The following is a 25010-nucleotide window of genomic DNA, read 5'->3' on the forward strand; positions in this document are numbered from 1 at the left end:
AACCAAAGGACGACACCAATGAGCGAACTGACCGTGGCCGAGGCGACCGAGAGCATCTATGCCTCGCTCCGGGCGGACAATGCCGACATCGACGCACATATCGCGACGCTTAAGGCGGCGCTGACGCGGGAGGGGATAAAACAGGCGGTGTTCGATCCTACCAAACTGGCGCAGAACAACCGCTCGGGCCGCAAGTTGATGCAGGCTTATTTTCGGCAGCGCGGCGTGAGCGTGAAGTTCTCAGACTAGAGCCGCGCGCGCTCCAACCGCACCACTGGGAGTTCTCGGCCGGTCCGTCGCCATCCGGACGTCGGGACTGTAAGTTCTAGTCCATGGGAGTTGTTTCAAGGCCGATCCTGGATCGCGGAGGGGATGTGACATGGTGGATTCTGACCGGATCGACAAGCTGATCGCAGCGGTGCCCCCCGCCTTGGCGCTTCGCGCCGGATTGGACCTTGGCATCTTCACCCGGCTCGGTGAAAGCGCGCTGACTGCTGACAGCCTCGGGGCCACGCTCAAAGTCGAACCCGATCGTCTGTCGCGGCTCCTCTACGCGCTCGCCAGCATCGGCCTCCTTGAAGTCAAGGATGGTGAATTTCGCAACGGAGCCGAAGCGTCGGCCTTCCTCGATGCGTCCAAGCCAAGCTATCGCGGCGGCGATCATGCGCTCCTGCGCGAGCTCTGGGGAGCCGACTTGCTGACCGCGGACTCGCTGCGACAGAACCGGCCGGCCGCGCTGCACGACTTTTCCGAAGCGGGACCTGAGGCCGCGGCCGCCTTCAGCCGCATGCTCGCGCCGGGCGGGGTGATTTTCGGCCGACATCTGGCGCAGGAGATGGACCTCTCGGCGGTCGGTTCGGTGATCGACATCGGCGGAGGCGCCGGGACCATACTGGTCGGGCTTCGCGAGCGGTGGCCGCACATTGCGGCGACGCTGATGGAACTGCCAACGGTCGCAGCGGTCGCGCCAGCTATCCTGTCGGAATACGGTGCCGACGACGTGGTTGTCGAAGAGGGAGATATAACCGCCGCGCCATCGATAGGTCGGCACGATCTGGCGATCCTGAAGGCCGTCGTCCAGGTGCTTCCGCCGGACAAGGCGCGCAGTTCGATCCTGAACGCCGCGCGTTGCCTTACACGTGGCGGCGAGATCGCAATTGCGGGGTGGGGTGTCGTCGATGACGACCGCCTCGGCCCGCCTGAGGGTGTCTTTCTCAATCTCACCTTCCTGAACCTCTATCGCAACGGCCAATCGTACACTGAGGGTCAGTATCGCGCGTGGATGACCGAGGCTGGATTCCGCGATATCTCCAGGTCGCGCCTGACGGACGGCTGCACGTTGTTTCGTGCGCGACTCTCGGGCTGACTCAATAACAGCGATCTGCCGCCGCAAGTGCTTCGACGCGGTGAGCTTCGTCCAGTGCGCCAATCCGCCGGACCGATGCATAGAACCTGACATAGTCGCCCGAACACAAGTCGAACAGGCGGAGAAACGCGGTCACCCGATCGCTATAGACGGAAGTCGCGGCGAGCTTTGCATTGTTGATCGGGGAAGCGAACCAGGCATCGTATCCCCGGTATCGGTCCCAGCGCCTGTCGCGCATGTGTCGGTAGCGCATCCGCAGCCGTTCAATCGCGGCCGTCTTTGCGGCCAGCTTTTGCTCCGAGGTGCCGGAGTTGGAATAGACTTGCGCCAACTCGTCCCGGGTCCGCGACACCAGCGAAAGAAATTCAGCCTTGCGTCCCCGGGCGGCTTCGTAACGGCGCAATGCGGCGGTATCGCCAGTCGCGCGCAGCCATTTTTTCACGCCGGTTGTTTCGACGGCGACAGCGAACGCCTCGTTGAAAGCGGAATCGTCGTGCACATAGACGCGCTGGTGGGCCAGCTCATGGAACACCAGCGCTGCAAGATAGGTTTCATCCTGGCCGAACATCGTGCTGAGCAGCGGGTCGCTCGACCAGCCAAGCGTGGAATATGCCGTGATGCCCGTCACATAGACGTCCATGCCCTGTCCTTGAAGTTCGACAGCGGTTTCAGTCGCGGACTTCCTGGAGAAATACCCCCGGTAGGGAACACAGCCGAAAACAGGAAAACACCATGTTCGCGGCGTCAGCGAAAATGCCGGCGCGGCGAAGACAGCCCATGTCACCGAGTCCCGACCAATGTCGACATAGCTGCGGTAGCTGTTGTTGTCGGGCAACGCCAGTTCATCTGTCGCAAACTGTCGTATGGCGCTCGCCGATGCCATTCGGGCGCGCAACGCCTTCGGCGTCGAAGGATCCTCGATCAGTTTTCCGACATCCTGGCGTGCGGTCATGATCTGCAGATGACCCTTCATGGATTGCGCGTAGTAGGAAATGCTGGTGCAGCCGGTCACGCCGGACACCACGGTCATAACCGCAACCAATCGAAAGAATGCGCGCATCACGATTTGTCCACAGCAGTGCTCACCCGTTCCGATGGGGTCGCGATTGCCCCAGGTCGCAAGCAGTCGCCTCGATTGATCGAGGTCTATAGTTTTCTGAAGAATCCGGACAGGTGCTCATTGTGGTGACGCATGTCACCACGCGCAAACCGCGTCCCACCAACCTGCAGCTGATCAGTCCTTTCCCGCCCGCCCGAAAATCCGCGCGTAAAATTCGCCGACGATGCCGCGCCGGAAGATCAGCACGCACACCATGAAGATCAGGCCGGTGGCGATGGTCACCGGAAAGCCGGAAGTGGCAAGCGTGTTTTCCAGGCCGATGACAAGGCTGGCGCCGATGATCGGCCCGACCATCGTACCGATGCCGCCGAGAAGCGTCATCAGGATCACCTCGCCCGACATCTGCCAGGTGACGTCGGTGAGCGTGGCGAACTGGAAGACGATCGCCTTGAGCGAGCCGGCCAGCCCGGCCAGCGCCGCCGACATGACGAAGGCGCCGAGCTTGTAGTTGGCGACGGAATAGCCCAGCGAAATGGCGCGATTCTCGTTTTCCCGGATCGAGCGCAGGATCATGCCGAATGGCGAATTGACGATGCGCCAGATGGCGAAGACGCCGATCAGGAACACCGCCAGCACGAAATAATACATGTTCAGCGAGACGTTCAGGTCGAGGACGCCTAGCAGCATGCCGCGCGGTATGCCCTGAATGCCGTCCTCGCCTTGCGTGAACGGCGCTTGCACGCAGAAGAAGAAGAACATCTGCGACAGTGCCAGCGTGATCATGGCGAAATAGATGCCTTGCCGGCGAATGGCGAAGAAGCCCATGACGAGGCCGAGCAAGGCCGCACCCGCCATGCCGAGCAGAATGCCGGCTTCCGGCGGCCAGCCCCAAACCTTGACGGCATGCGCGGTGAAGTAGGCGGCGCCGCCAAAGAAGGTTGCGTGGCCGAATGACAGCAGCCCGGTGTAACCAAGCAGAAGATTGAACCCGCAGGCAAACAGCGCGAAGCACAGCATCTTCATCAGGAAGATCGGATAGACCAGGAAAGGCGCCACCAGCAGCGCCAGGATGCCGAGCCCGACCAGCGTCCATTCAAGCCGTGCCGAGGTTTTGGCCGATGTCTCGCGAAGCGTCAGTTCCGACATGTCAGGCGTCCCTTCCGAACAGGCCGGCCGGCCGGACCAGAAGCACAATCGCCATGATGACGAAGACCACGAGGTTGGAGGCCTCGGGGTAGAAGACCTTGGTCAGGCCTTCGGCAAGGCCAAGCATGTAGCCGGTGACGATGGCGCCAAGGATCGATCCCATGCCGCCGACCACGACGACGGCGAAGACGACGATGATGAGATCCGACCCCATAAGCGGGCTCACCTGATAGATCGGCGCTGCCAGAATCCCGGCAAGCCCGGCCAGCGCGGAGCCGAGGCCGTAGGTCAGGGTCAGCAGCAAGGGCACGTTGACGCCGAAAGCCTGGACGAGGCGGGGATTCTCCGTCGCGGCGCGCAGGTAGGAACCGAGCCTGGTCTTCTCGATCAGCGCCCAGGTTCCGAAGCAGACGATCAGCGAGGCGACGACGACCCAGCCGCGATAGTTGGGCAGGAACATGAAGCCGAGATTGGTGCCTCCCGAAAGCAGCGGCGGCACGGCGTAGGGGTTTCCCGAGACGCCGTAATAGTAGCGGAAGATGCCTTCGAGCACGAGCGCGAGGCCGAAGGTGAAGAGCAGGCCGTAGAGCGGATCGAGATCGTACAGTCTCGACAGCGCAAGGCGCTCGACCACGATGCCGAAGGCACCGACGATCAGCGGCGCAAGGATCAAGGCGGGCCAGTAGCCGATGCCGAGATAGGTGAGAAGCAGATAACCGACGAAGGCGCCGAGCATATATTGGGCGCCATGGGCGAAATTGATGACCCGCAGCAGGCCGAATATGACAGCCAGGCCCAGGCTCAGCATGGCGTAGAACGAGCCGTTGATCAGGCCGACCAGCAACTGGCCGAGGAAAGCCTGAACGGGGATGCCGAAGATCATCGTCATGGCGCCATCATACACCCAGGACTTCGTGGAGCTGCGTCATGCGGTCCGGCAGCTCGCCGACCGGAAACCCCGCCACCACCTTGCCGTGCTCCATCAGATAGAAACGATCGGCGACACGGCTGGCGAAGCGGAAGTTCTGCTCCACCAGTAGGATCGTCATGCCGCGCTTTTTCAACGTCGCCAGCAACGCGCCAATGCGCTGCACGATGACGGGGGCCAAACCCTCCGTCGGCTCGTCGAGAAGCAGCATTTTCACACCGGTTCTCAACATGCGCGCGATCGCCAGCATCTGCTGTTCGCCGCCCGACAGCCTCGTGCCTGGACTGTTGCGCCGCTCCTTCAGATTGGGGAACAGGTCGAAAATCTCCTCGACGCTCATGCCGCCCTGCGCGACGACCGGCGGCAGAACCAGGTTCTCGTCGACGGTCAGCGTCGCGAAGATACCGCGCTCCTCCGGCACGAAGCCGATGCCTTGATGCGCGGTCCGGTGCAGCGGCAGCCGCATCAGATCCTGGCCGTCGAAAGCGATCCGGCCGGTTCGCTTGCGGATCAGCCCCATGATGGCGCGCAGCGTCGTCGTCTTGCCGACGCCGTTGCGGCCGAGCAGCGTGACCGTCTCGCCGGCAAACACCTCCAGATCGACGCCGTGCAACGCATGGCCCTCGCCATACCAGGCGTTGAGGCCGCTGACTGCAAGCAGAGGTGCGGCACTAGTCATCGGCGGTGCCCATATAGGCGATCTTGACGCGCTCGTCGCGGCTGACGGTGGCGTAGTCGCCGGCGGCCAGCACCTCGCCGCGCTGCATGACCGTTATCCAGTCGCAAAGGTCGGCCACGACGGTCAGATTGTGCTCGACCATCAGAACGGCGCGATCCCTGGCCACCGAACGGATCAGGTTGGAAACGGTGGCCACGTCCTCATGCCCCATGCCGGCCATCGGCTCGTCCAGCAGCAGCACTTTCGGGTCGAGCGCCAGGGTCGTGGCGATCTCGAGCACGCGTTTCCTGCCATAGGAAAGGTCGCCGGCGAGCCTGTTCCTGGCGTCGTCGAGACCGACCGAGCGCAGCAATTCCTCGGCGCGCGGCGTCAGCCGGTCGAGCGCCGCCAGCGAGCGCCAGAACTGAACGCTGAGCCCGCCCGGCCGCTGCAGGGCGACGCGGACATTGTCGAGCACGCTGAGGTGCGGAAAAATCGCCGATATCTGGAACGAGCGCACCAGACCCATCCGCGCAACCCTGGCCGGCGAGGTGCGGGTGATGTCGTGGCCAAGCAGCTCGATCCTGCCGCTGGTCGGCGCCAGGAACTTGGTGAGCAGGTTGAAGACGGTCGTCTTGCCGGCGCCGTTGGGTCCGATCAGGGCATGGATGTTGCCATGGCGGACATCGAGATCGACGTTTTTGACGGCGATGAAGCCGGCAAAGTCGCGCCGCAACCCGCGGGCGGAAAGCACCACAGGCGGCTCGTTCGCGCTCAGGTCAGTCGGCGCCATCGGCCGCGCCGATCACTGGCCGGCCGTCGGACAGCCGCTTTCCTTTTCGCTAAGGAAGGCCTCGTTGCCAGGAATGGTGGCGAGATATTTGTAGTAGTCCCACTCCTTGGTGCTCTCGGCTGGCGACTTGACCTGATAGAGGTACATGTCATGGACCATGTTGCCGTCCGCCTGCACTTTGCCGTTGGTTATCGCGGCGTCGTCCACGGGCATCGAATGCAGTTGCTTGGCGACCGCTTCGGTCTCGTCCGTGCCGGCCTTGTCGATCGCTTTCAGGTACTGCGTCACCGCCGAATAGGTCGAGGCCTGGATCATGTTCGGCATGCGGTTGGTGCGCTTGAAAAAGCGCTGCCCGAATTCGCGGCTCTTGTCGTCGCGATCCCAATAATAGCCTTCGGTCAGCACAACGCCCTGCGCCGCTTGAAGGCCAAGCCCATGCACCTCGGCCAGCGTGAACAGGAGTGCGGCAAGACGCTGACCGCCCTGCACGATGCCGAATTCGGCCGCCTGCTTGATCGAGTTGGAGGTATCGAGGCCGGCATTGGCCAGGCCGATGACCTTGGCGCCCGACGATTGCGCCTGCAGCAGGAAGGACGAATAATCGGTCGATCCCAGGGGATAACGCACCTCGCCCAGCACCTTGCCGCCATGGCTCTCGACGAACTTGGTGGTCTGATCCTTCAGCGAATAGCCGAATGCATAGTCGACGGTGACGAAGAACCAGCTGTCGCCGCCCTGCTGCACGAGAGAGCCGCCGGTGCCCACCGCTTGCGAATGTGTGTCATAGGCCCAGTGGAAGCCATAGGGCGAGCATTGTTTGCCGGTCAGCTCCGTGGTCGCCGCGCCGGTGACGATGTCGATCTTCTTCTTTTCCTTGGAAATCCCCTGGACGGCGAGCGCCACCGAAGAGGTCGTCAGTTCCATGATGGCATCGACCTGCTCGGTGTCGTACCACTGCCGCGCGATGTTGGAGGCGATATCCGGTTTGTTCTGGTGGTCGGCGCTGATGATTTCTATCGGCGCTCCCTGCACCTTGCCGCCGAAATCCTCGACCGCCATCTTGGCCGCCTCGACCGACCACTTGCCGCCGAAATCGGCATAGACGCCCGACTGGTCGTTGAGGATGCCGATCTTGACCTTGCCGTCGGAAATGTCGGCGGCCGAGGCGGGGATCGCGGATGCGGCGAGAAGTGCCGCGGAAACGAAAAGGCTTACCTTCATGGTTGACTTCCTCCCAAAGCGATGAATCCGACCGACCCTCCTACGATCGATCATCGCAATGGTATTGAACATGAGGAAGATAGGGACAGAGGGCAAGAGGCCGTCCCGGATTTCGTGATCGAAGCGATGCGCTTTGGCGGCGGAACGCCACCTTGAGCCCGAGATAGAAACACAAACACGTGAACCGCGACCCGCGGCGGTACTTGCCTCAGCCCTCGGCGGCGACGAGGTGGCCGTTGCCGACATCCCTCAGCGCCAGTTTCAACGGCGTCTCGCCGATCCTGCGGGTGGCGCTCGGGATCTCTTGGTCGAGGCGGGCGAAGCGGCTTCGTCGCTTAGCCGGATCGGGCACGGGCACGGCTTCGATCAGCCGCCTGGTGTAGGGATGACGCGGGTTGGAAAAGACCTGGTCGCGCGTGCCCATCTCGACGATCTGGCCGAGATACATGACGGCGACGCGGTCGGAGATGTTCTCGACCACCGCCATGTCATGCGAGATGAAGAGATAAGCGACGCCGAATTCGCGCTGCAATTCCTTCAACAGATCGAGCACGCGCGCCTGCACCGAGACGTCAAGCGCCGAGACGCTTTCGTCGGCGATGATCAGCTTCGGCCGCAGCGCAAGAGCACGCGCAATACAGACGCGCTGGCGCTGGCCGCCGGAGAATTCATGCGGATAGAGTTCCATCTGATCGGCCGACAGGCCGACGCGCTCGAACAGCGCGGCCACACGGTCGCTGCGCTCTTGCTTCGAGGCGATGCCATGGATCAGCAGCGGCTCGGCGACGAGTTCGCCGACGCGCATGCGCGGGTCGAGCGAGGCGTAGGGATCCTGAAAAATCATCTGCACGTCGCGACGCACCGCCTTACGCTCGTCGCGGCCAAGGCCAGACAAATTGCGGCCGCCGATGACGACGCCTCCGCTGTAGGGCACCAGTCCGGCCAGCGCCTTGGCGGTGGTCGACTTGCCGCAACCGGACTCGCCGACCAACGCCAGCGTCTCGTTGGGCGCGATCGAGAAGCTGACGCCTTCGACGGCGTGAACGCGCCGGTTGACCCGACCGAAGAAACCGCCATGCAGGTCGAAGCGGACATGCAGGTCCTTGACCTCGGCGACATTGGCCGATGCCGTCGTCGTCTCGGCCTCCCTGGATGTCTGTCGGCCGACGCCGCTGCCGATGCGCGGTACGGCGGCAAGCAGTTCGCGCGTGTAGTCGGCTTGTGGCCTGGAAAAAATGTCGGCGGTTTTCCCCTCTTCGACCATGCGGCCATGCCGCATGATGATGACGCGGTCGGCCATCTCTGCGACCACGCCCATGTCGTGGGTGATCAGGATGACGCTGGTGCCGTGCTGGCGCTGCAGGTCGCGCAGCAGCTCCAGCACCTCGCCTTGCACGGTGACGTCAAGTGCCGTCGTCGGCTCGTCGGCGATCAGCACGTCCGGCTCGAGCGCCAGCGCCATGGCGATCATCACCCGCTGGCGCATGCCGCCGGACAGTTCGTGCGGAAACTGCTTTAGCCGGCTTTCGGCTTCCGAAATGCGCACCGCTTTCAGAGCCTCGATGGCGCGCCGGCGGACTTCGCCCTGCGACAGGCTGGTGTGTGCCTCAATGGATTCGGTGAGCTGCCGGCCGATCGACAGCACGGGGTTGAGCGAGGTCATCGGCTCCTGGAAGATCATGGCGATGCGGTCGCCGCGGATGCGCCGCATCCGGCGCTCGTCCAGAGTTGTCAGATCTGTATCGCCGAGATGGATTTTCCCAGACGATATGCGTGCCGAGGGCTGCGGCAGCAATTGCATGATGGCCAGTGCGGTCATCGATTTGCCGGAGCCGGATTCACCGGCAATGCAGAGCGTCTCGCCACGCGCCAAAGTCAGCGACAGGTCGGAGACGACCTCGCGCTCGCCATCTTCGCCGCGCACGCTGACGCAGAGGTTGGCGATGTGGAGGATGGGTTTGCTGGCGGCGATCATTGCGCGTGTGACCCGGAGGGGGATTTACTCCGGCACACCCCCCTCTGTCCTGCCGGACATCTCCCCCGCAAGGGGGGAGATTGGCGGCTTTGCCGCGGCGTCCATTCGTCACCGTGGAAAAGTGGCGAAGCCCGTCGTGACATCCGATCTCCCCCCTTGCGGGGGAGATGTCCGGCAGGACAGAGGGGGGTGCAGCGCCGGCCCAACCTCATTCAAACACGCAGCGCGGGAAGTAGAACGACACCACCCAGTTCGGCATGTCGACGATCTCGCTGATGCGGAGATCGCCGCAGACCGAGGCCAGCATGTAGGCCTCGACGGGGTCTATTCTGTAGCGGGTGGAAAGCAGATCGACCATCTGGGCAACCGCCTCCTTTGCACCCGTCATCAGGTCCGGCCCAACTCCCGTCGTCACCTCATAGCCCTTGGCGTCGAGATGGCGCGTCACCGGGCCTGGCGTGGTGAAGCGCGGCGTCTTCAGCCTGGCATCCTTGACCAGGTCGAGCTTGAGCACGACGTCCATCGGACTTTCGATCGCCGTGCCGCAGACCTCGCCGTCGCCTTGCGCGGCATGGGTGTCGCCGACCGAAAACAGCGCGCCCGCCACTTCCACCGGCAGGTACAGCGTGGTGCCGGCGGCGAGATCGCGGATGTCGAGATTGCCGCCGACGCGTCTTGGCGGGACCACCGAGTGGTGACCCTTTTCCGCCAGGGCGTTGCCGATGGTGCCGGCGAAGGGTTTCAGCGGCACCCTCGCATTTTTGCCGAACAGCGCCGGCTCGAGCGAGGCAGCGTCGTACTTCCAGATGTTCAGCGCCGGCTCCTTGAAGTCGTCGGCGAGCAGCCCGAAGCCCGGAATGTTGGCCGTCCAGCCGAAGCCGGACGGTTTGAACATCTCGATCGTCACCTTCAGTGCGTCACCCGGCTCGGCGCCCTCGACGAAGATCGGCCCGGTCACCGGATTGACGGTGGCGAAGTCGAGCTTGGCGACGTCGGCGACCGTGCTGTCGGCCTGCAACTGGCCACCGGAGGAATCGAGGCACTGGAACTCGATGGTCGAGCCGGGCGCCACCCGCTCGGCCGGGGCAAACGAATTGTCCCAGCCGAAATGATGTTGGCGCCCGTGGATGGTGTAGTCGCAGTTATTGCACATCTTTTACGTACACATTGTCGTAGTTGATCGGGATATGGACCGGGTCGACATAGAGGTTGTCGGCGCCGCCCATGCGCGCCGATTTCATGGTGAAGCGCTGCTCGTTGAAGACCGGCGCCCAAGGCGCGTCCTCCATCACCTTGTCGTAGATGGCGCTCCACATCTTGTCGCGTTCGCCAGCCTTGGCGGGATCGACCACCGAGTCGGCCTCGGCCGCCTTGGCGTCGAGATCCTTGTTGCAATACCACGACCAGTTCCAGCCGCCCGGCACCGCACCGGCGCAGCCGAGGATCGGGCCGTAGAAGTTCGACGGATCGGGGAAATCGGCGATCCAGGCCATGCCGCCGGACCAGATCATCGGTGCGCCGGCCTTGTCGCCGCCGGCGGCAATGACGTTTGCCTGGGCGAGCGACTGGATGCTGGCCTTGATGCCGATGGCCGCCAGGTCCTGCTGGATCGCCTGGGCGATGCGCGGGTTGGGATCGGTGTTCATGGCGAACAATTGCGTCTCGAAACCATCGGGATGGCCGGCCTCGGCAAGCAGGGCCTTGGCCTTGGCGACGTCATAGGGATAGCCCTTGTATTCCTTGTCGTAGCCCGGCATCGACGGCGGCAGCGGCTGATTGGCCGGCACGGCGCGGCCGTTGATGATCTGGATCACGCGCGCCTTGTTGATCGCCATGTTGACCGCCTGGCGCACCTTCACATTATCGAACGGCGCCATGGTGGTGTTCATGGTGACATAGCCGGTGTGCAGCTGGCCGCCTTCGACGACGCGCGCCTTCTGCTCGGGATCAGCCATCACCTCCTGGAATTTTGCCGGCGGAATGCCGTCGCCGGGCACGTCGATCTCGCCCTTCTGCAGGCGCAGCAGCGCAACGATCGGCTCCTGGCCGATCTCGAAGGTGATCTTGTCCAGATGCGGCAGGCCCTTGTGCCAATAGTCCGCATTGCGCTCGAAGACGATGCGCTGGCCGAGTGTCCACTCGGCGAGCTTGAAGGCGCCGGTGCCGACCGGATGCTTGCCGAAATCGGCGCCGTATTTCTCGACCTCTTCCTTCGGCACGACATGCGAGAAGTTGATGGCCATGACATGCAGGAAGGTTGCGTCGGGGCGGGTCAGTTCGAACTTGACCGTGTAGGGGTCGACGACGGTGACGCCGGAGAGGCTCTCGGCCTTGCCGGCGGCGACATCGTCATAGCCCTTGATCGAGCCGAAAAAGCCGGCGCCGGGGCTCTGGGTCTTTGGATTGGTGACGCGGTCGAGCGAATATTTCACGTCGTCGGCGGTCATTTCGCGGCCATTGTGAAATTTCACGCCATGGCGCAGCTTGAAGGTGAAGGTCTTGCCGTCGGGCGAGATCTCGTAGCTTTCGGCGAGGTCGGGTTTCAAATTGGTGGTGCCCGGCTCGTAGTCCATCAGCCCGTCGAACAGGCTCTTGATCATCGACCAGTTCTGCCAGTCATAACCGATCGCCGGATCGAGCGTGGCGACATCGTCCTTGTAGGTGATGGTGATGGCGCCGCCCTGCTTGGCGTTCGGGTCGACGGCGTCTTCGGCGCGAACACTTGTCATGCCGAGCATCAGCGCCAGCGCCGATACCGCTACCGTGGATGCGAGAAACTTTTTCATTTTTATGTTCCCTTTCTCTGTCTGGTTTTCATTTTCATCTGAGCTTGATGCGGGGGTCGATGAAGGGCGCGATGACGTCGGCCAGCAGATTACCGAGCACGATGGCGAAGGCCGAGATCAGGGTGACGCCCATGACGATCGGGATGTCCACGCGCTGGATGGCCTGCCACGCCAGCTGGCCAATGCCAGGCCAGCCGAACACGCTTTCGACGACGACAATGCCACCCATGAAGATGCCGATGTCGATGCCGATCATGGCGATGACCGGCAGGATGGCGTTGGGCAGTGCATGGCGGAACAGGATGGCTCGCCGCGCCAGGCCCTTGGCGCGGGCGGTGCGGACATAATCCTGGCGCAGAACATCGATCATCGACGAGCGCATCATGCGGGCGTACCAGCCGGCGCCGAGTATGCCCATGGTCAGCGACGGCAGCACGAGATGACGCCAGGTGCCATAGCCGCCGATCGGGAACCAGCTGAGCCGCACGGCAAAGACGTAGAGCAGCAGCAGGCCGACGACGAATTGCGGCGCCGAAACGCCGACGAAGGAGGCGACCATCAGCGTCTGGTCGGTGGCGGTACCGCGCTTGACGGCAGCGATCAGGCCCATGCTCAGGCCGAGCAGCAGCTCGCACAGGATGGCGCCGACCATCAGCAACAAGCTGGCCGGCAGCCGTGAGACGATCAGCTCGGTGACTTCGGAGCGCTGGATGTAGGAGCGGCCGAGATCGCCGCTGATGAGCTTCGTGAGATAGCGCCAGTACTGGACGATGAAGGGCTGGTCGAGGCCGAGCTGCTGGCGGATGTTCTCGACCGTCTGCGGCGTGGCGCTGCGACCGGCGATCTGGCGCACCGGATCGGCGGGCAGGAGATAGAGCAGCGCGAAAGTGATCAGCGAGACGCCGAGCAGGATCAGCAGCGACTGGATCAGGCGGCGGCCGAGATAGGCGATCATGCCCGGCCCCTCTGCGTCGGATCGAGGATGTCGCGCAGTGCGTCGCCGATCAGGTTGAAGGCCAGCGCCAGCGCCAGGATCGCGGCACCGGGGAAGAACACCAGCCAGGGTGCGGCCTGGAAATAGGTCTGGTTCTCGAAGATGATGTTGCCCCACGACGCCGTCGGCGGCTGCACGCCGATGCCGAGGAAGGAGAGTGTCGCCTCGAGCAGCACCGTGGTCGAGATGCCGAGCGTGCCCCAGACGATGATGGTCGGCAGCAGATGCGGCAGGATATGGCGAAACAGGATGCGCGGTGCACTCGCCCCAATGGTGCGTTCGGCGTCGATGAATTCGCGCTCGGCCAGCGAAGAGGTTTCGGTGTAGATGACGCGGGCGGTCTGCACCCAGTTGACCAGCGCGATGACCATGGCGACGATCCACAGGCTGGGCTCGAACACCGCCGCCAGGCAAATGGCGAGCAGCAGTGCCGGAAACGCCATCATCAAATCGGTGAAGCGCATCAGCGCGCTGCCGATCCAGCCACGGAAATAGCCGGCGACAACACCGACCAGCGTGCCGATGAACAGCGCCACGCCATTGGCGACGATGCCGATGATCAGCGAGGTGCGGGCGCCGTAGAGGATGCGGGTCAACAGGTCACGGCCGAGCAGGTCGGTGCCCAGCCAGAATTTTGCATCCGGCGGCAAGGGCGAGCCCTCGATGGTCAGGCCGTCGAACATCTGCTCGTTGGGATCATAGCCAGTCAGCCATGGCGCCAGCACGGCGCCGGCAACGACAATGGCGACGATCATCAGCCCAAGCAGTGCGAGACGGCGCCTGACCAGCCGGCGCCAGACGCCGGCGCGTGGTTTGACCGGCATGCGCCCTGGCGCGGTGAGATCAGGCGCGATGGGACTGGTCATCGCCGCCTTCTTCCCCTGTTGCTTCTTCACTTGTCATTGCCACGATCCGCCGCGCGGCATCCTCGACGCTGATCTGCCAGCTCATAGCCAGCGAGCGAAGCTGCGCATAGGCGCGGCCGTCATCGGTGCCTTTCGCCAGTGCGGTGACCGCGCGCACGATGGTCTGGCGCTCGGCGACGCGCTGGCGAAGCGAGGCAATCTCACTGGCCAGGTGTTTTCGCGCCTCGAAACTCTGGCGCGCGATCAGCAGCGCGCTGTAGACGCCGGCATTGCCGACCGGCTTCAGGAGCTGGGCATCGGCCTTGTGCGACAGCGCCCATTCGATGCGGCCCGGCGCCTCGGAGCCGATCAGCGCCACCAGCGGCATCGGCGCCTCGCCCGGCTTCCAGGGGAACTGCTCGTCGAAACCGAGATCGGCGTCGAAGAACACGAAATCGGCCGCCAGCGCCTCGGGCGGCAGTTCCGGCCAGCAGTCCAGCGTGATCAGGCCGATGGCCGACAATTGCCTGGTGATCGCCTGCACCGTCGGATGCGGGCGATGCAGGATAAACGCCTTGGCGCCGCCGAGATTGGGGATGCGTGGGGCTCTCGTCACGACACCACCCTCAGGCGTGGGCGGCCGAATGTTTTTGCCGGGTCGTAGCGCGACAGATAGGGATCCGGCGCGACTTCGTCTTCGCGGCTGACGACCTCGAAGAAGCCGTCCGCGATCCGCCCGATGATCACCGGCAATGTGGCGTGCTGCGAGTGCGCGTCGATGGCGATCGGCCCGAGCCGGGTGGAGAAGCGGCGTTCTGCGAAGGCTCTGGAAAATTCCGCCGGACCGGCTTCGGGATTGCTGGAGAGCACGTCGGCCATCACCTGCACGGAGGCATAGGCGGAGGCCTCGAAAGACGAGGCGAAGGCGGCCGGCCGCGGCGCGAAGTACGGCCCGACCGATAGATGTCCCTTGCCGGATTCACCGATCGCCGGCAGCTCACCTTCGGTGAGGTTGCAGGAGATGACGGGACAAGTCTCGGGACTGAAGGCGGCATCCTCGTGACCTAGGTCGCGATAGGCCGCGAGGAAGGCGTAGGACGAGGTGCCGATCAGGTTGTTGAGGATGAAGTTCGGCCGCGTGGCGCGGATTTCCGCGATCAGACGCGACACGTCGGTCTCGCCGATGCGCAGATAGCGTTCGCCCAGAACCTTGCCGCCGGCATCGGCGATCAGGTCGCGGGCGACGCGGTTCATCTCCCAGCCCCAGATATAGTTCGAGCCAAGCAGGAAACCGTTGGCGCCGAAACGCGGCACGACATGCGCCATCAACGGCACCAGATGCTGGTTGGGGCAGGCGTGCATGTAGACGACGTGCTCGTTGGCCTCGAAGCCCTCATAGGGGCAGGCGTACCACAGCATGCCGCCCGCCTTCTCGAGCACCGGAATGGTTTCCTTGCGGCTCCACGAGGTGACGCACCCGACGACATGGCGCGCGCTGCTGGTCCTGAAAATATCCTCGCACAGCGTTGCGTAGCGGTCGGCATTGCTTTGCGGATCGCGCTCGACCGGCACCAGTTCGATACCTGAGCTGCGATCGGCGTTGATGTCGGCGATGGCGCGCATGGCGCCGATGCGGCACGCATCGGAGACGAGCTGATAGCTCCCCGAGCGGGAATATAGGATGCCGATCTCGATACGCCGTTTCAAACAGATCCCCAAAATGACAATGCCTCGCAGCCAGCGCCGGGAGGGCGAGGCATACGAGGCATTCTTGCCGCCCGGCGATCAGAGCCGGTATTTTGCGCTAGCGTATTCTGTCCGGCGGGTCAGTCAAGCCCTCAACGATATTTGCGTGACCGTCATCGCCGTTTCGCTGCCACTGGCCTCTGACCGTGTTGACGCGCATAGGTCACGCAGGCGTCCACCGTGCTGACACAAAGCGCGTCGCGCCTGTTCGGCATATTGTTGTCGCCGGCGTAGGCAACTTCGGCGACGCGACCGTCGACCATGCGAATTTGCGTATCGCAATAACCGCCGGGAGCGACATTGACGGAGCCACCGACCGCCGGGATCGCGCCCAATGCCATGGTTGGGACGACGATGCTGAGATTGCCGCGCTGAACGACGCGCTTATAGGACCAGATCTGGCCCGATCGGCCGGCGTCCGCGGTGGCGGTCGGAAACCCCGCGCACATGCGGACGTCGGCTTCGCTGAGGCCGACCATCTCCTTGCGAGCCGCCGCCGCGGTGGGGTCAACCTTGGCCACGCGCGACGTATCGTCGGGAACGACGCAGGAAGACTGGATGCCAACGAAGAGAATAGGAAGGGCAAGCTTTTGAATGCAGGAAAATATCATGCCGACCGTCAGATTGGTCCGATGTCAGATTTGCGTGGCACCCGCCGCTCCTTTCTACCTAGGCAGGCAGGCGAAGGGATCAACCCGTTCAGCTTCACGAAAAAGTGGCTGTGGCTGCAACATCGAGGATTGCGCGTCACGGGGTCTGCATTTCACGCAGGATCAATGGCCCTGCAAGTGCTTCCGGCGCCAGGCGGCGGGCGCTTCGCCGACTCGCGCGCGAAAGAACCGTGAAAAATACGCCGGGTCGTCGAAGCCGATCTCGTAGGCGATGTCCTCCACCGTGCGTACGGTGAACAGCAGCAGGCGCTTGGCCTCCAGCAGCCGCCTTTCGCTGACGACCCGCTTGACGCCGGCGCCCAGAACCGCATGGGCAGCCTTGTCGAGAAGATGCGGCGTGGTGGCCAGCGCCTCGACGTAGCGATCGACCGGCCAGTTGTCGCGGAAATGCGTGTCGGCGAGCCGACGCAGGCCCCGCGCCAGCGAAGCATCGGAAGAGGCGGCGGAGGCGGTCACGCCGGGGCTGAGGCGCGCAATGTGGGAGAGTGCGACGGCGATCAGCGCCGGCAGGACCCTGTCATTGCCGGCTTGCGCCTCGGCATATTCGGCGGCGATCATCTCCAGCACCGCCGCCAGTCTCGCCCACGCTGCGTGTCGTGGCAGACCGTCGGCAAAGACCGGCCTGTCCAGCGGCAGCAGGCTGTGAGCGGCGATGGCCGCGAGCGCGCCGTCGGCGACCGAGACGACGATGGCATCGGTGCCGGGTCCGATCGAGAAGCCATGCACGACAGCGCTCGGCACGAAGCTGACGGCAGGCGCCGAAAAGTCCCAGGATCGGTCTTCGATACGGTAGGTGCCGGAGCCGCTGGTCCAGTAGGTGATCTGGCCCATCTGCGGATGCTTGTGCGCCGCAACCTGACCAAGATGGATATTGCTGCGCGCAAGCACCGTCTCGACATGCAGGAAACCGACATCGAGCGGCCGCACAGGCTCGCCATAGACGAAGAAGTCGGGGATGGAATTCTGGCTCATGGCGCCTGAAAAAGTCCAATCGGTTTTGCCGTTCCGTCCATAACCGATGCATGCCCAAGGCGCTAGTGTTGCGACTCAAGAGGAGGACCATCATGCGATCAGAAGACTTCCGCGCCGACAAGGCACGGCCGTTCACCGGGGCCGAGTATCTGGAGAGCCTGCGCGACGGCCGCGAGGTCTATATCAATGGCGAACGCATTGCCGATGTCACCACGCACCCGTCGATGCGCAATTCGGCGCGGTCGCTGGCGCGCCTCTACGATGCGCTGCATGATCCCCTGCGACGGGACACGCTGACTTCGCCGACCGACACCGGCTCGGGCGGCTACACCCACAAATATTTCCGCGTCGCCAAATCCTCTGGCGAACTCGCCGCCCAGCAGACGGCGATCGCCGAGTGGTCACGCATGTCCTATGGCTGGATGGGGCGCACGCCCGACTACAAGGCGGCGCTGATGAATACGCTCGGCGCCAACGCAGACTGGTACGGGCCGTTCAGGGACAATGCCCTGTCCTGGCACAGGCGTGCCCAGGAAGCCGTGCTGTTCATGAACCATGCCATCGTCAACCCGCCGATTGACCGCCACAAGCCGGCCGAACAGGTGAAGGACATCTTCGTCCACATCACCAAGGAGACGGATGCCGGCATCTACGTCTCCGGCGCCAAGGTGGTGGCGACGTCCTCGGCGCTGACGCACTATAACTTCCTGGCGCAGGGATCGGCGACGGTCACCGAGGATCCGTCGCTGTCGGTGATGTTCATCGTGCCGATGAATGCGCCGGGGATAAAGATGTTCTGCCGCGTCTCCTACGAGCAGACGGCCAACACGGTGGCGGCGCCGTTCGACTATCCGCTGTCGTCACGCTTCGACGAGAACGACGCGATCCTGGTGCTCGACAATGTCTTCATCCCCTGGGAGGACGTGCTGGTGCTGCGCGATGCGCAGAAGATCCTGTCCTTCCACCCGGCGTCCGGCTTCATGCATGGCTACTGCTTCCAGGGCTGCACGCGTTTCGCCGTCAAGCTCGATTTCCTCGCCGGCCTGCTGGCCAAGGCGCTGCGCGCCACGGGCGGCGATGCTTTCCGCGGCAACCAGGCGGCACTGGGCGAGGTCATTGCACTGCGGCACATGTTCTGGAGCTTTTCCAACGCCATGGCCTACAACCCGATCCCGTGGGCGAATGGTGCGGTGCTGCCCAATCTGGAAGCCGCGCTCGCCTACCGCACCTTCATGTCGGAAGCCTATCCGCGCGTCATCGACACCGTGCGCCGGGTGATCGCGTCCGGGCTGATCTACCTGCCGTCGTCGGTGCGCGACTTCAACAACCCCGAGATCGACAAGTATCTGGCGCAATATGTGCGCGGCTCCAACGACATGGGCCACATCGAGCGCATCAAGATCATGAAGCTTTTGTGGGACGCGACCGGCACCGAGTTCGGCGGCCGTCACGCGCTCTACGAGCTCAACTATGCCGGCGCGCCGGAAGAGGTGCGGCTGCAGGTGCTGAAAGGAGCTGAACGCGGCGGGCGGCTGAAGGCGATGGAAGAGCTCGTCGACACCTGCATGGCCGACTATGACGAGAATGGCTGGACGGGCGATACCTGGTTCAATCCGCTTGTCTCAACGGCCGAGTGAAACCAGATGGCCACGCAGATTTCGAAAACCGATTTCCGCGACGCCATGGCGAGGGTCTGCGCGCCGGTCAACATCGTCACCACCGATGGCCCGGCAGGGCGCGGCGGCTTCACCGCCACCGCCATGTGCAGCGTCTCCGACGAGCCGCCGACGCTGCTGGTGTGCATGAACGGGCGCTCGACGCAGGCCGCCATGTTCCTGTCCAACCAGCGCTTCTGCGTCAACGTGCTGACGCATGACCACATGCATCTGGCGGGAAAGTTCGCCGGCGCGACCAGGGACATGGAAGCGCGCTACTCCGCCGCACGCTGGCAGACGCTGACCTCCGGTACGCCGGCGCTGTCGGATGCGATCGTCAATTTCGATTGCGAGATCGAGACTGTGCATATCGTCGGCACGCACAATGTCATGATCGGCCGCGTCATCGATGTCCGGCACGGCAGCGGCGGCTCGGCCCTGCTCTATGTCGACCGCAGCTATACGCAGCCGACGCGGCTGGGCAGCTTTGGCGGGTGAAGCCGGGCGTCAGACGGTTTGGTGGCGGGAAGGCCTCCGCCTATCCCGTCCCCGGCCGTGCCATCAGCCAGTCTTTCACCCCCGCCGATCCAGCCTCGCCACCAGCCGGTCCCCCGCCCACTGGATGCCGCAGACCAGGATGATCAGCACGATGACCACGGCGATCATGATGGACGTCTCAAATCGTTGATAGCCGTAGCGGATGGCGAGGTCGCCGAGGCCGCCGGCACCGATGGCGCCGGCCATGGCCGAGGCACCGATCAGCGTCACCAGCGTCACCGTGAAGCCGGCGACAATGCCGGGCAGGGCTTCCGGCACCAGCACCTCGCGGATGATCGTCCAGCGGTTGCCGCCCATGGCGCGCGCCGCCTCGATCAGCCCGCGATCGACTTCGCGCAGCGACACTTCGGCGATGCGCGCATAGTAGGGCGTGGCGGCGATCGACAGCGGCACGATGGCCGCCCATGTGCCGATCGAGGTGCCGACGATCAGCCGCGTCACCGGGATGAGCGCGACCAGAAGAATGATGAAGGGCACCGAACGGAAGCCGTTGATGACGGCGCCAAGCGACCGGTTCACCCACAGGCTTTCGGCAATCCCGCCGCGTTCGGTGGCGATCAAGGCCAGGCCGAGCGGCAGGCCGAAGACCAGCGAGATGAGGCCGGAGGCGGCCGTCATCAGCACCGTCTCCCAGATCGAACGCAGCAGAAGTTCAAACAGGATCGGCGACATGGCCAAGCACCTCCACCCGCGCCTGGCGGGCCTTCAGGAATGTGATGATGTCAGCGAGATGATTTGCATCGCTGCCGGGAACCGAAAGGAACAGCGTGCCGACCGGCTGCTGCTGGATATGGTCGATGCCGCCATGGACGAGGCGGAAGGTGCCTGGAACAGCCGTGGCAAGGTCGGACAGCAATGGCCCGCTTGCCGCTTCGCCGGCCACATCCACGCGCAGGATCGTCTCCGCGCTGGCCCCCGGCAGCAGCCGGGCCGCCAGTTCGGCTGGCAGCTGCGGCCGGATGGCGCCGAGCAGGCTTCTGGTGATGTCCGAGCGCGGGTCGGCAAACACCGACCAGACCGGGCCTTCCTCGACGATGCGCCCGGCATCGATCACCGCCACGCGGTCGGCGATCGAGCGGATCACCTCCATCTCGTGGGTGATCAGCAGGATGGTCAGGCCGAGCTGCCGGTTGATGTCTTTCAGCAGTGCGAGGATGGAGCGCGTCGTCTCCGGATCGAGCGCCGAAGTGGCTTCATCCGACAAAAGCAGCGCCGGCCGTGCTGCCAGCGCCCTGGCGATGCCGACGCGCTGCTTCTGGCCACCCGACAGCGACGCCGGATAGGCTTTTGCTTTCTCCGACAGGCCGACGAGATCGAGCAGTTCGGCGGCGCGCTTCAGCCTCTCGGCTTTCGGGCGCCCCTCGATCTTGAGCGGTAGCGCCACATTGTCCTCGACGGTCTTGGCCGACAGCAGGTTGAAATGCTGGAAGATCATGCCGATGCGTCGCCGCAACGGCTGCAGGTCGCGCTCGCCTAGCCGGCTGATCTCGCGGCCTTCGATGAACACCTCGCCGGAGTCAGGCCGTTCCAACCCGTTCAGGCAGCGGATCAACGTCGATTTGCCGGCGCCGCTGCGACCGATGATACCGAGGATCTCGCCCTTGCGCACGGTCAGCGAGATGCCGTCGAGCGCCGCTGTCACACCGAAGCGGCGCTTCAGGTCGACGAGGCGCACGACGTCCTGAGACGCGTCGGGCCGGGCATGCGTCGGATCGGCGGTTTCTCCGGATGCCGTGATATGCTGGTTCATGAATGTTCCTGTTCTCCGAAAACGCAATCGCGGCCCGCGCCTGAGCGCGGACCGCTATTGCTCTCGAACCGGGTTTCCGGTCGACGATCGGGTCAATAGGCGCTGAGGCCGGTGCCCTTGTAGACCTTATCGAACTCGGCCTTCACCGCCTCGTTCTGATAGGAGGCGACCAGCGTCTTCACCCAGGCCTCGTTCTCGTTGCCGGCCTTCACCGCGATGAAATTGCGGTAGGGATTGTCGGCGATGGGCTCCTGCGCGATGCGGTTTTCCGGCGTCAGGCCGCTTTTCAGCGCCCAGTCGGTATTGACCACGGCCGCGTCGAGATCCTCGACCGAGCGGCCGACGATGCCGGCGTCGAGTTCCTTGATCACCACCTTCTTCGCATTCTCGGCGATGTCGGCGGTGGTGGCCAGAATGCCGGTGCCGTCTTTCAGCTTGATCACGCCCTCGTTCTGCAGCACGCGCAGCGCCCGGCCTTCGTTGGATGGGTCGTTCGGCACGCCGACGACCGCGCCCTCGGGCAGGTCGGCGACTGCTTTGTACTTCTTCGAGTAGAGGCCGATCGGCCAGACGCCGGTATAGCCGACACGCACGATGTGATAGCCCTGTGTCTTGATCTGGTTGTCGAGATAGGGCTGGTGCTGGAAGGCGTTGGCGTCGATTTCGCCGCGCTCCAGCGCCTCGTTGGGCTGGGTGTAGTCGTTGAACACCACGGTCTCGATGGCGAGGCCCTTTTCGGCGGCTTGCGCGACGACGACGCGCCAGACATCCTCGTCCTCGCCGCTGATGATGCCGACCTTGATCGCCTTCTTGTCCTCGGCGAACGAAGCATGCGGCGCCATCAAGCTGCCGACCGCGACGGCCGATGCGAACAGCAGAGCCAAGCCGCTGCGCCGGCTGATGGTTGACCCTGAGGAAGATGGCAAAGTGTTTTTGAAGTCGGACATGATTGATCTCTGCGGTTGTGAAGTCATGCGGCCAAGCGGACTGCCCAGCCTTGATCACATCGTCAGAAATTCTATTGATTTAATCAAAGAACGCGTTTCGCCGTTCTCGCCAAAGCCGGGAATATTCTCTCAAAAATTCCAACGAAGAGAGAACAAGACGGCGCTCGGCCGACCGCCGCCGGATCTAAGGCGATCCCGGGCATCTCCGTGGGAAGGTCAGATTCGGAAGGAGACCAGCGCCACGGTTGGTCTCAAAGCGCGATCCAGGCGGTCTTGAGTTCCAAATATTTCTCCAGCGCGTGCAGCGACTTGTCGCGGCCGAAGCCCGACTGCTTGACGCCGCCGAGCGGCACGGTGATGTCGGCGCCGCCATAGGTGTTGACGTGGACGACGCCGGCATTGATGGCGCGCACCATGCGATGCGCGGTGGAGAGGTTGGCGGTCCACACCGCGGAGGCAAGCCCGTAGACGGTCGAATTGGCAAGCCGAACCGCCTCCTCCTCGGTTTCGAAGCGCATGACGCCGAGTACGGGCCCGAACACCTCCTCACGCGCAAGCTGCATGTCTTGCGTGACGTTCTCGAAGATCGTCGGCGCCATGTAGCTGCCGCCGGTCTCTGTCAGGATCCGTTCGCCGCCGGTGACGAGACGGGCACCTTCTTCCGTGGCCCTGGTGACGAAACCGAGGTTCTTGTCCAGCTGTTCGGCGCTCGATACCGCGCCGATGTCGCTGGAGAGATCGAGCGGGTCGCCGACTTTCAGCCGGGTCGTTGCCAAGAGAAGCTCGTCCATGAAACGGTCATAGACCGACGCCTGGACGAGCAGGCGCGAGCCAGCGACGCAGACCTGGCCGGAATTGCGAAAAATGCCGTTGGCCGAGACGACCGCCGCCTGTTTCAGGTCGGGAGCATCGGCAAAGACGATGTTGGGCGACTTGCCGCCTAGTTCGAGGAAGGCGCGTTTCAGGTTGGAGCGAGCGGAATATTCGAGCAGCCGTCGGCCGACCGGGCCGGAACCGGTGAAGGCGATGGCGTCGACATCCATATGCAGGCCGAGCGCCTCGCCGGTAACCGAACCACGGCCGGTGACGACGTTGAGCACACCGGGGGGCAAGCCGGCCTCGCTTGCCAGTTCGGCCAGCCGCAGCAGCGTCAGCGAAGCGATTTCCGGCGGCTTGACCACCACGCAATTGCCGGCGGCAAGCGCCGGCGCAATCTTCCAGGCGCCGATCATCAGCGGAAAATTCCACGGCACGATGACGCCGACGACGCCGAGCGGCTCCTTGTGGATCAGTCCCAGAACATTGTCGGCCGTCGGCGCGATCTCGCCATAGACCTTGTCGATGGCCTCGGCGTAGTAGCGGATGGTGCCTGCCGCCGAGAGCGGTTCGGCCTTGTAGGCCATGCCGATCTCGGTGCCATTGTCGCGCACGCCGAGCACGGCGAGCTCGTCGGCATGCTTTTCGACCAGCTCGGCGAATTTCGTCAGCACCTTCTTGCGAAAGGCCGGCGCTGATCGCGACCACGAGCCCTTCTCGAACGCCTTGCGCGCCGACTTGACCGCGCGGTCGATGTCGGCGGCATTGCCATCGGCGATACTGGCAAACGGGCGGCCATCAACCGGCGACGTCACCGGCAGGGTTTCGCCGCTTGTAGCCTCGGTCTGTGCGCCATCGATGAACAGGCCCCGCGCGCCGATCTCCGTCTTGCGCAGCGTGTCGATGGCAACCTGACTGATCATGGATGACGGACTCCAAGGGACACATGCAATGTGGTGGGCGCGCGGAATTCCCAGCCGCGAAACACCGGTTCCCTGCCCTGCACAAGGCTGAGATCGGGGAAGCGTTGGAGCAACAGCCTTACCGCAAGGCACATCTGCTCGCGTGCGAAGAACCGGCCCGAGCAGAAATGATGGCCGAAGCCGAAAGCGGCATGGTTGCCTTCGTCGCGGTTGATGTCGAAGCGGTCGGGATCGGCAAAGCGGCTCTCGTCGCGGCTTGCCGAAGAGACGAGGGCGGCTACCGCGGCGCCGGCGGGGATCGTCACGCCGCCAAGCTCGACCGCCCGCGTCGTCTGCCGCGTCTGCGTGCCGATCGGCGCCACCCAGCGCAAACCTTCATCGACAGCCTTCGGCACAAAGGTCTCGGGATCGGCGAGCACCTGCCGCAATTGTTCGGGATGGGCCAGCAGGCCGGCGACGATCGAGCCGGCGCCATGTCCGGGCTCCTGCATGCCGCCAAGCAGGATGACCTTGATGCTCGGCATCAGGAAGTCGATTGGCCGCGTCGTGCCCTCCGGCATGCCGTCATGCAGCATATGCGACAGCGCGGAATCATCCGGTGCGTGGACAAGCCTTTCCAGCGTCGGCAAGATGGCGTCGCCGACCTCGGCGCTGATCGCGTCGGCGATCTCCTGCCGCTTCGGGTCGTTCTCGAAATTGATGGCGCCCTGGGCAAGGCCATAGAACCAGCGGCGCAGCGTCGGCATGTCGATGTCGGCAAGGCCGAGCGAGCGCGCCAGGCTGAGCGTCGACACCGGCTCGAAATAGTCGGCCATCAGCTCGGCGGAACCCTGGTTGGCGATCCGATCGAGAAAAGGTTCGGCAATCGACCGCACGAGGTCGCCGGCATAGGCGGCGACTGTGCGCGGCCGGTATTTCGGGTCGACGCCTTGGCGCAGTTGCTTGTGCGTCTCGCCATCGGTGGTCAGGATGGTGGGCTTGCCGAAGGAGCGCTCGACCGGCGACGAGCCGACAACGGCGGAGAAGATGTCGGGCGACTTGGCGACGCTCTCGACATCCTTCCAGCGGGTGACGAACCACAGATTGACCGCCGGCACGAAAGCGACAGGTGCACTGCGCCTGAGCTCTGCATAGATCGGGTAGGGATCGGCTTCCAATGCCTCGACGGTGATATTTTCGGCAAAGCTCAAATCCGCCACT

At 63.9% G+C, this 25010-nt stretch carries 24 protein-coding genes; 4 read left to right on the plus strand and 20 right to left on the minus strand.

Going from position 1 to position 25010, the window contains the following annotated elements; all coding sequences use genetic code 11:
• The first annotated feature begins 18 nt into the window (after positions 1–18).
• Both NKI66_RS14110 and NKI66_RS14115 read left to right on the plus strand, forming a co-directional pair.
• Complete coding sequence (locus NKI66_RS14110) at positions 19–249, plus strand: hypothetical protein (protein WP_023810809.1); 231 nt, start codon at positions 19–21, stop codon at positions 247–249.
• A gap of 181 nt (positions 250–430) precedes the next feature.
• Complete coding sequence (locus NKI66_RS14115; protein ID WP_245273200.1) at positions 431–1366, plus strand: methyltransferase; 936 nt, start codon at positions 431–433, stop codon at positions 1364–1366.
• Between the two features lies 1 nt (position 1367).
• Here the strand turns inward: NKI66_RS14115 and NKI66_RS14120 are convergent, their stop codons facing one another.
• The 15 genes from NKI66_RS14120 to NKI66_RS14190 all read right to left on the minus strand — a co-directional run bounded on the left by NKI66_RS14120 (position 1368) and on the right by NKI66_RS14190 (position 17161).
• Positions 1368–2426: an aminopeptidase gene (locus NKI66_RS14120; RefSeq protein WP_023810811.1), complete on the minus strand. Its 1059-nt coding sequence runs from the start codon at positions 2424–2426 to the stop codon at positions 1368–1370.
• A gap of 174 nt (positions 2427–2600) precedes the next feature.
• Complete coding sequence (locus NKI66_RS14125) at positions 2601–3572, minus strand: branched-chain amino acid ABC transporter permease (protein WP_023810812.1); 972 nt, start codon at positions 3570–3572, stop codon at positions 2601–2603.
• A 1-nt stretch (position 3573) separates the two neighbouring features.
• Positions 3574–4461 carry a branched-chain amino acid ABC transporter permease gene (locus tag NKI66_RS14130; RefSeq protein ID WP_023810813.1) on the minus strand — a complete coding sequence of 296 codons (888 nt, stop codon included), beginning with the start codon at positions 4459–4461 and terminating at the stop codon, positions 3574–3576.
• Between the two features lie 7 nt (positions 4462–4468).
• Positions 4469–5179, minus strand: coding sequence for an ABC transporter ATP-binding protein (locus NKI66_RS14135; RefSeq protein WP_023810814.1), 711 nt, complete (start codon positions 5177–5179; stop codon positions 4469–4471).
• Positions 5172–5951 carry an ABC transporter ATP-binding protein gene (locus NKI66_RS14140; RefSeq protein WP_352673082.1) on the minus strand — a complete coding sequence of 260 codons (780 nt, stop codon included), beginning with the start codon at positions 5949–5951 and terminating at the stop codon, positions 5172–5174. The genes NKI66_RS14135 and NKI66_RS14140 overlap by 8 nt, the downstream gene beginning before the upstream one ends.
• A 12-nt stretch (positions 5952–5963) precedes the next feature.
• Positions 5964–7172, minus strand: a complete 1209-nt coding sequence (locus NKI66_RS14145; RefSeq protein ID WP_023810816.1) for an ABC transporter substrate-binding protein — start codon at positions 7170–7172, stop codon at positions 5964–5966.
• A 208-nt stretch (positions 7173–7380) separates the two neighbouring features.
• Entirely contained in the window at positions 7381–9147 is a 1767-nt protein-coding gene (locus tag NKI66_RS14150) for an ABC transporter ATP-binding protein (RefSeq protein ID WP_352751965.1), read from the minus strand.
• A 208-nt stretch (positions 9148–9355) separates the two neighbouring features.
• Positions 9356–10300, minus strand: a complete 945-nt coding sequence (locus NKI66_RS14155; RefSeq protein WP_352751967.1) for an acetamidase/formamidase family protein — start codon at positions 10298–10300, stop codon at positions 9356–9358.
• Entirely contained in the window at positions 10290–11885 is a 1596-nt protein-coding gene (locus NKI66_RS14160) for an ABC transporter substrate-binding protein (protein WP_502895179.1), read from the minus strand. The genes NKI66_RS14155 and NKI66_RS14160 overlap by 11 nt, the downstream gene beginning before the upstream one ends.
• Before the next feature lie 82 nt (positions 11886–11967).
• Entirely contained in the window at positions 11968–12888 is a 921-nt protein-coding gene (locus tag NKI66_RS14165) for an ABC transporter permease (RefSeq protein ID WP_352751969.1), read from the minus strand.
• Positions 12885–13751: an ABC transporter permease gene (locus tag NKI66_RS14170; protein WP_196815320.1), complete on the minus strand. Its 867-nt coding sequence runs from the start codon at positions 13749–13751 to the stop codon at positions 12885–12887. Before NKI66_RS14170 ends, NKI66_RS14165 begins: the two co-directional genes overlap by 4 nt.
• 19 nt (positions 13752–13770) lie before the next feature.
• On the minus strand, positions 13771–14388 hold the full coding sequence (locus NKI66_RS14175) for an ANTAR domain-containing response regulator (protein WP_023810823.1): 618 nt from the start codon (positions 14386–14388) through the stop codon (positions 13771–13773).
• On the minus strand, positions 14385–15479 hold the full coding sequence (locus tag NKI66_RS14180; RefSeq protein ID WP_023810824.1) for a transporter substrate-binding protein: 1095 nt from the start codon (positions 15477–15479) through the stop codon (positions 14385–14387). The genes NKI66_RS14175 and NKI66_RS14180 overlap by 4 nt, the downstream gene beginning before the upstream one ends.
• Positions 15480–15631: 152 nt before the next feature.
• Entirely contained in the window at positions 15632–16039 is a 408-nt protein-coding gene (locus NKI66_RS14185) for a hypothetical protein (RefSeq protein WP_245273201.1), read from the minus strand.
• A 252-nt stretch (positions 16040–16291) separates the two neighbouring features.
• Positions 16292–17161 carry a helix-turn-helix domain-containing protein gene (locus NKI66_RS14190; protein ID WP_023810826.1) on the minus strand — a complete coding sequence of 290 codons (870 nt, stop codon included), beginning with the start codon at positions 17159–17161 and terminating at the stop codon, positions 16292–16294.
• Positions 17162–17253: 92 nt separating this feature from the next.
• Between NKI66_RS14190 and NKI66_RS14195 the strand changes: the two genes are divergently transcribed.
• Together NKI66_RS14195 and NKI66_RS14200 are read left to right on the plus strand one after the other, a co-directional pair.
• The gene (locus tag NKI66_RS14195; protein ID WP_352751972.1) at positions 17254–18798 is read left to right on the plus strand and encodes a 4-hydroxyphenylacetate 3-hydroxylase N-terminal domain-containing protein; all 1545 of its coding nucleotides are present in this window, start codon (positions 17254–17256) and stop codon (positions 18796–18798) included.
• Between the two features lie 6 nt (positions 18799–18804).
• Positions 18805–19314, plus strand: a complete 510-nt coding sequence (locus NKI66_RS14200; protein WP_023810828.1) for a flavin reductase — start codon at positions 18805–18807, stop codon at positions 19312–19314.
• 75 nt (positions 19315–19389) lie between these two features.
• Here NKI66_RS14200 and NKI66_RS14205 read toward each other — a convergent pair whose 3' ends face one another.
• The 5 genes from NKI66_RS14205 to NKI66_RS14225 all read right to left on the minus strand — a co-directional run bounded on the left by NKI66_RS14205 (position 19390) and on the right by NKI66_RS14225 (position 25000).
• Positions 19390–20046: a methionine ABC transporter permease gene (locus tag NKI66_RS14205; protein WP_023810829.1), complete on the minus strand. Its 657-nt coding sequence runs from the start codon at positions 20044–20046 to the stop codon at positions 19390–19392.
• Positions 20027–21124, minus strand: a complete 1098-nt coding sequence (locus NKI66_RS14210) for a methionine ABC transporter ATP-binding protein (protein ID WP_352751973.1) — start codon at positions 21122–21124, stop codon at positions 20027–20029. Before NKI66_RS14210 ends, NKI66_RS14205 begins: the two co-directional genes overlap by 20 nt.
• A gap of 92 nt (positions 21125–21216) precedes the next feature.
• A complete protein-coding gene (locus tag NKI66_RS14215; protein ID WP_128305115.1) occupies positions 21217–22071 on the minus strand; it encodes a MetQ/NlpA family lipoprotein in 855 nt (284 codons plus the stop codon).
• A 251-nt stretch (positions 22072–22322) separates the two neighbouring features.
• Positions 22323–23810 (minus strand): aldehyde dehydrogenase, encoded by a 1488-nt coding sequence (locus NKI66_RS14220; protein ID WP_352751975.1) that lies wholly within the window; start codon positions 23808–23810, stop codon positions 22323–22325.
• Positions 23807–25000 carry a cytochrome P450 gene (locus NKI66_RS14225; RefSeq protein ID WP_352751977.1) on the minus strand — a complete coding sequence of 398 codons (1194 nt, stop codon included), beginning with the start codon at positions 24998–25000 and terminating at the stop codon, positions 23807–23809. The genes NKI66_RS14220 and NKI66_RS14225 overlap by 4 nt, the downstream gene beginning before the upstream one ends.
• Positions 25001–25010 lie beyond the last annotated feature (10 nt).

The sequence above is a fragment of the Mesorhizobium sp. M0518 genome, from assembly GCF_040321125.1.
Classification (GTDB): domain Bacteria; phylum Pseudomonadota; class Alphaproteobacteria; order Rhizobiales; family Rhizobiaceae; genus Mesorhizobium.

Excerpts from the sequence above, each read along its gene's own strand:
- NKI66_RS14110 (WP_023810809.1), top strand. The coding sequence starts at position 19 with ATGAGCGAACTGACCGTGGCCGAGGCGACCGAGAGCATCTATGCCTCG.
- NKI66_RS14120 (WP_023810811.1), bottom strand. The coding sequence starts at position 2,426 with ATGCGCGCATTCTTTCGATTGGTTGCGGTTATGACCGTGGTGTCCGGC.
- NKI66_RS14125 (WP_023810812.1), bottom strand. The coding sequence starts at position 3,572 with ATGTCGGAACTGACGCTTCGCGAGACATCGGCCAAAACCTCGGCACGG.
- NKI66_RS14130 (WP_023810813.1), bottom strand. The coding sequence starts at position 4,461 with ATGACGATGATCTTCGGCATCCCCGTTCAGGCTTTCCTCGGCCAGTTG.
- NKI66_RS14135 (WP_023810814.1), bottom strand. The coding sequence starts at position 5,179 with ATGACTAGTGCCGCACCTCTGCTTGCAGTCAGCGGCCTCAACGCCTGG.
- NKI66_RS14140 (WP_352673082.1), bottom strand. The coding sequence starts at position 5,951 with ATGGCGCCGACTGACCTGAGCGCGAACGAGCCGCCTGTGGTGCTTTCC.
- NKI66_RS14145 (WP_023810816.1), bottom strand. The coding sequence starts at position 7,172 with ATGAAGGTAAGCCTTTTCGTTTCCGCGGCACTTCTCGCCGCATCCGCG.
- NKI66_RS14150 (WP_352751965.1), bottom strand. The coding sequence starts at position 9,147 with ATGATCGCCGCCAGCAAACCCATCCTCCACATCGCCAACCTCTGCGTC.
- NKI66_RS14155 (WP_352751967.1), bottom strand. The coding sequence starts at position 10,300 with ATGTGCAATAACTGCGACTACACCATCCACGGGCGCCAACATCATTTC.
- NKI66_RS14160 (WP_502895179.1), bottom strand. The coding sequence starts at position 11,885 with ATGCTCGGCATGACAAGTGTTCGCGCCGAAGACGCCGTCGACCCGAAC.
- NKI66_RS14165 (WP_352751969.1), bottom strand. The coding sequence starts at position 12,888 with ATGATCGCCTATCTCGGCCGCCGCCTGATCCAGTCGCTGCTGATCCTG.
- NKI66_RS14170 (WP_196815320.1), bottom strand. The coding sequence starts at position 13,751 with ATGCCGGTCAAACCACGCGCCGGCGTCTGGCGCCGGCTGGTCAGGCGC.
- NKI66_RS14190 (WP_023810826.1), bottom strand. The coding sequence starts at position 17,161 with ATGAGCCAGAATTCCATCCCCGACTTCTTCGTCTATGGCGAGCCTGTG.
- NKI66_RS14195 (WP_352751972.1), top strand. The coding sequence starts at position 17,254 with ATGCGATCAGAAGACTTCCGCGCCGACAAGGCACGGCCGTTCACCGGG.
- NKI66_RS14200 (WP_023810828.1), top strand. The coding sequence starts at position 18,805 with ATGGCCACGCAGATTTCGAAAACCGATTTCCGCGACGCCATGGCGAGG.
- NKI66_RS14205 (WP_023810829.1), bottom strand. The coding sequence starts at position 20,046 with ATGTCGCCGATCCTGTTTGAACTTCTGCTGCGTTCGATCTGGGAGACG.
- NKI66_RS14210 (WP_352751973.1), bottom strand. The coding sequence starts at position 21,124 with ATGAACCAGCATATCACGGCATCCGGAGAAACCGCCGATCCGACGCAT.
- NKI66_RS14215 (WP_128305115.1), bottom strand. The coding sequence starts at position 22,071 with ATGTCCGACTTCAAAAACACTTTGCCATCTTCCTCAGGGTCAACCATC.
- NKI66_RS14220 (WP_352751975.1), bottom strand. The coding sequence starts at position 23,810 with ATGATCAGTCAGGTTGCCATCGACACGCTGCGCAAGACGGAGATCGGC.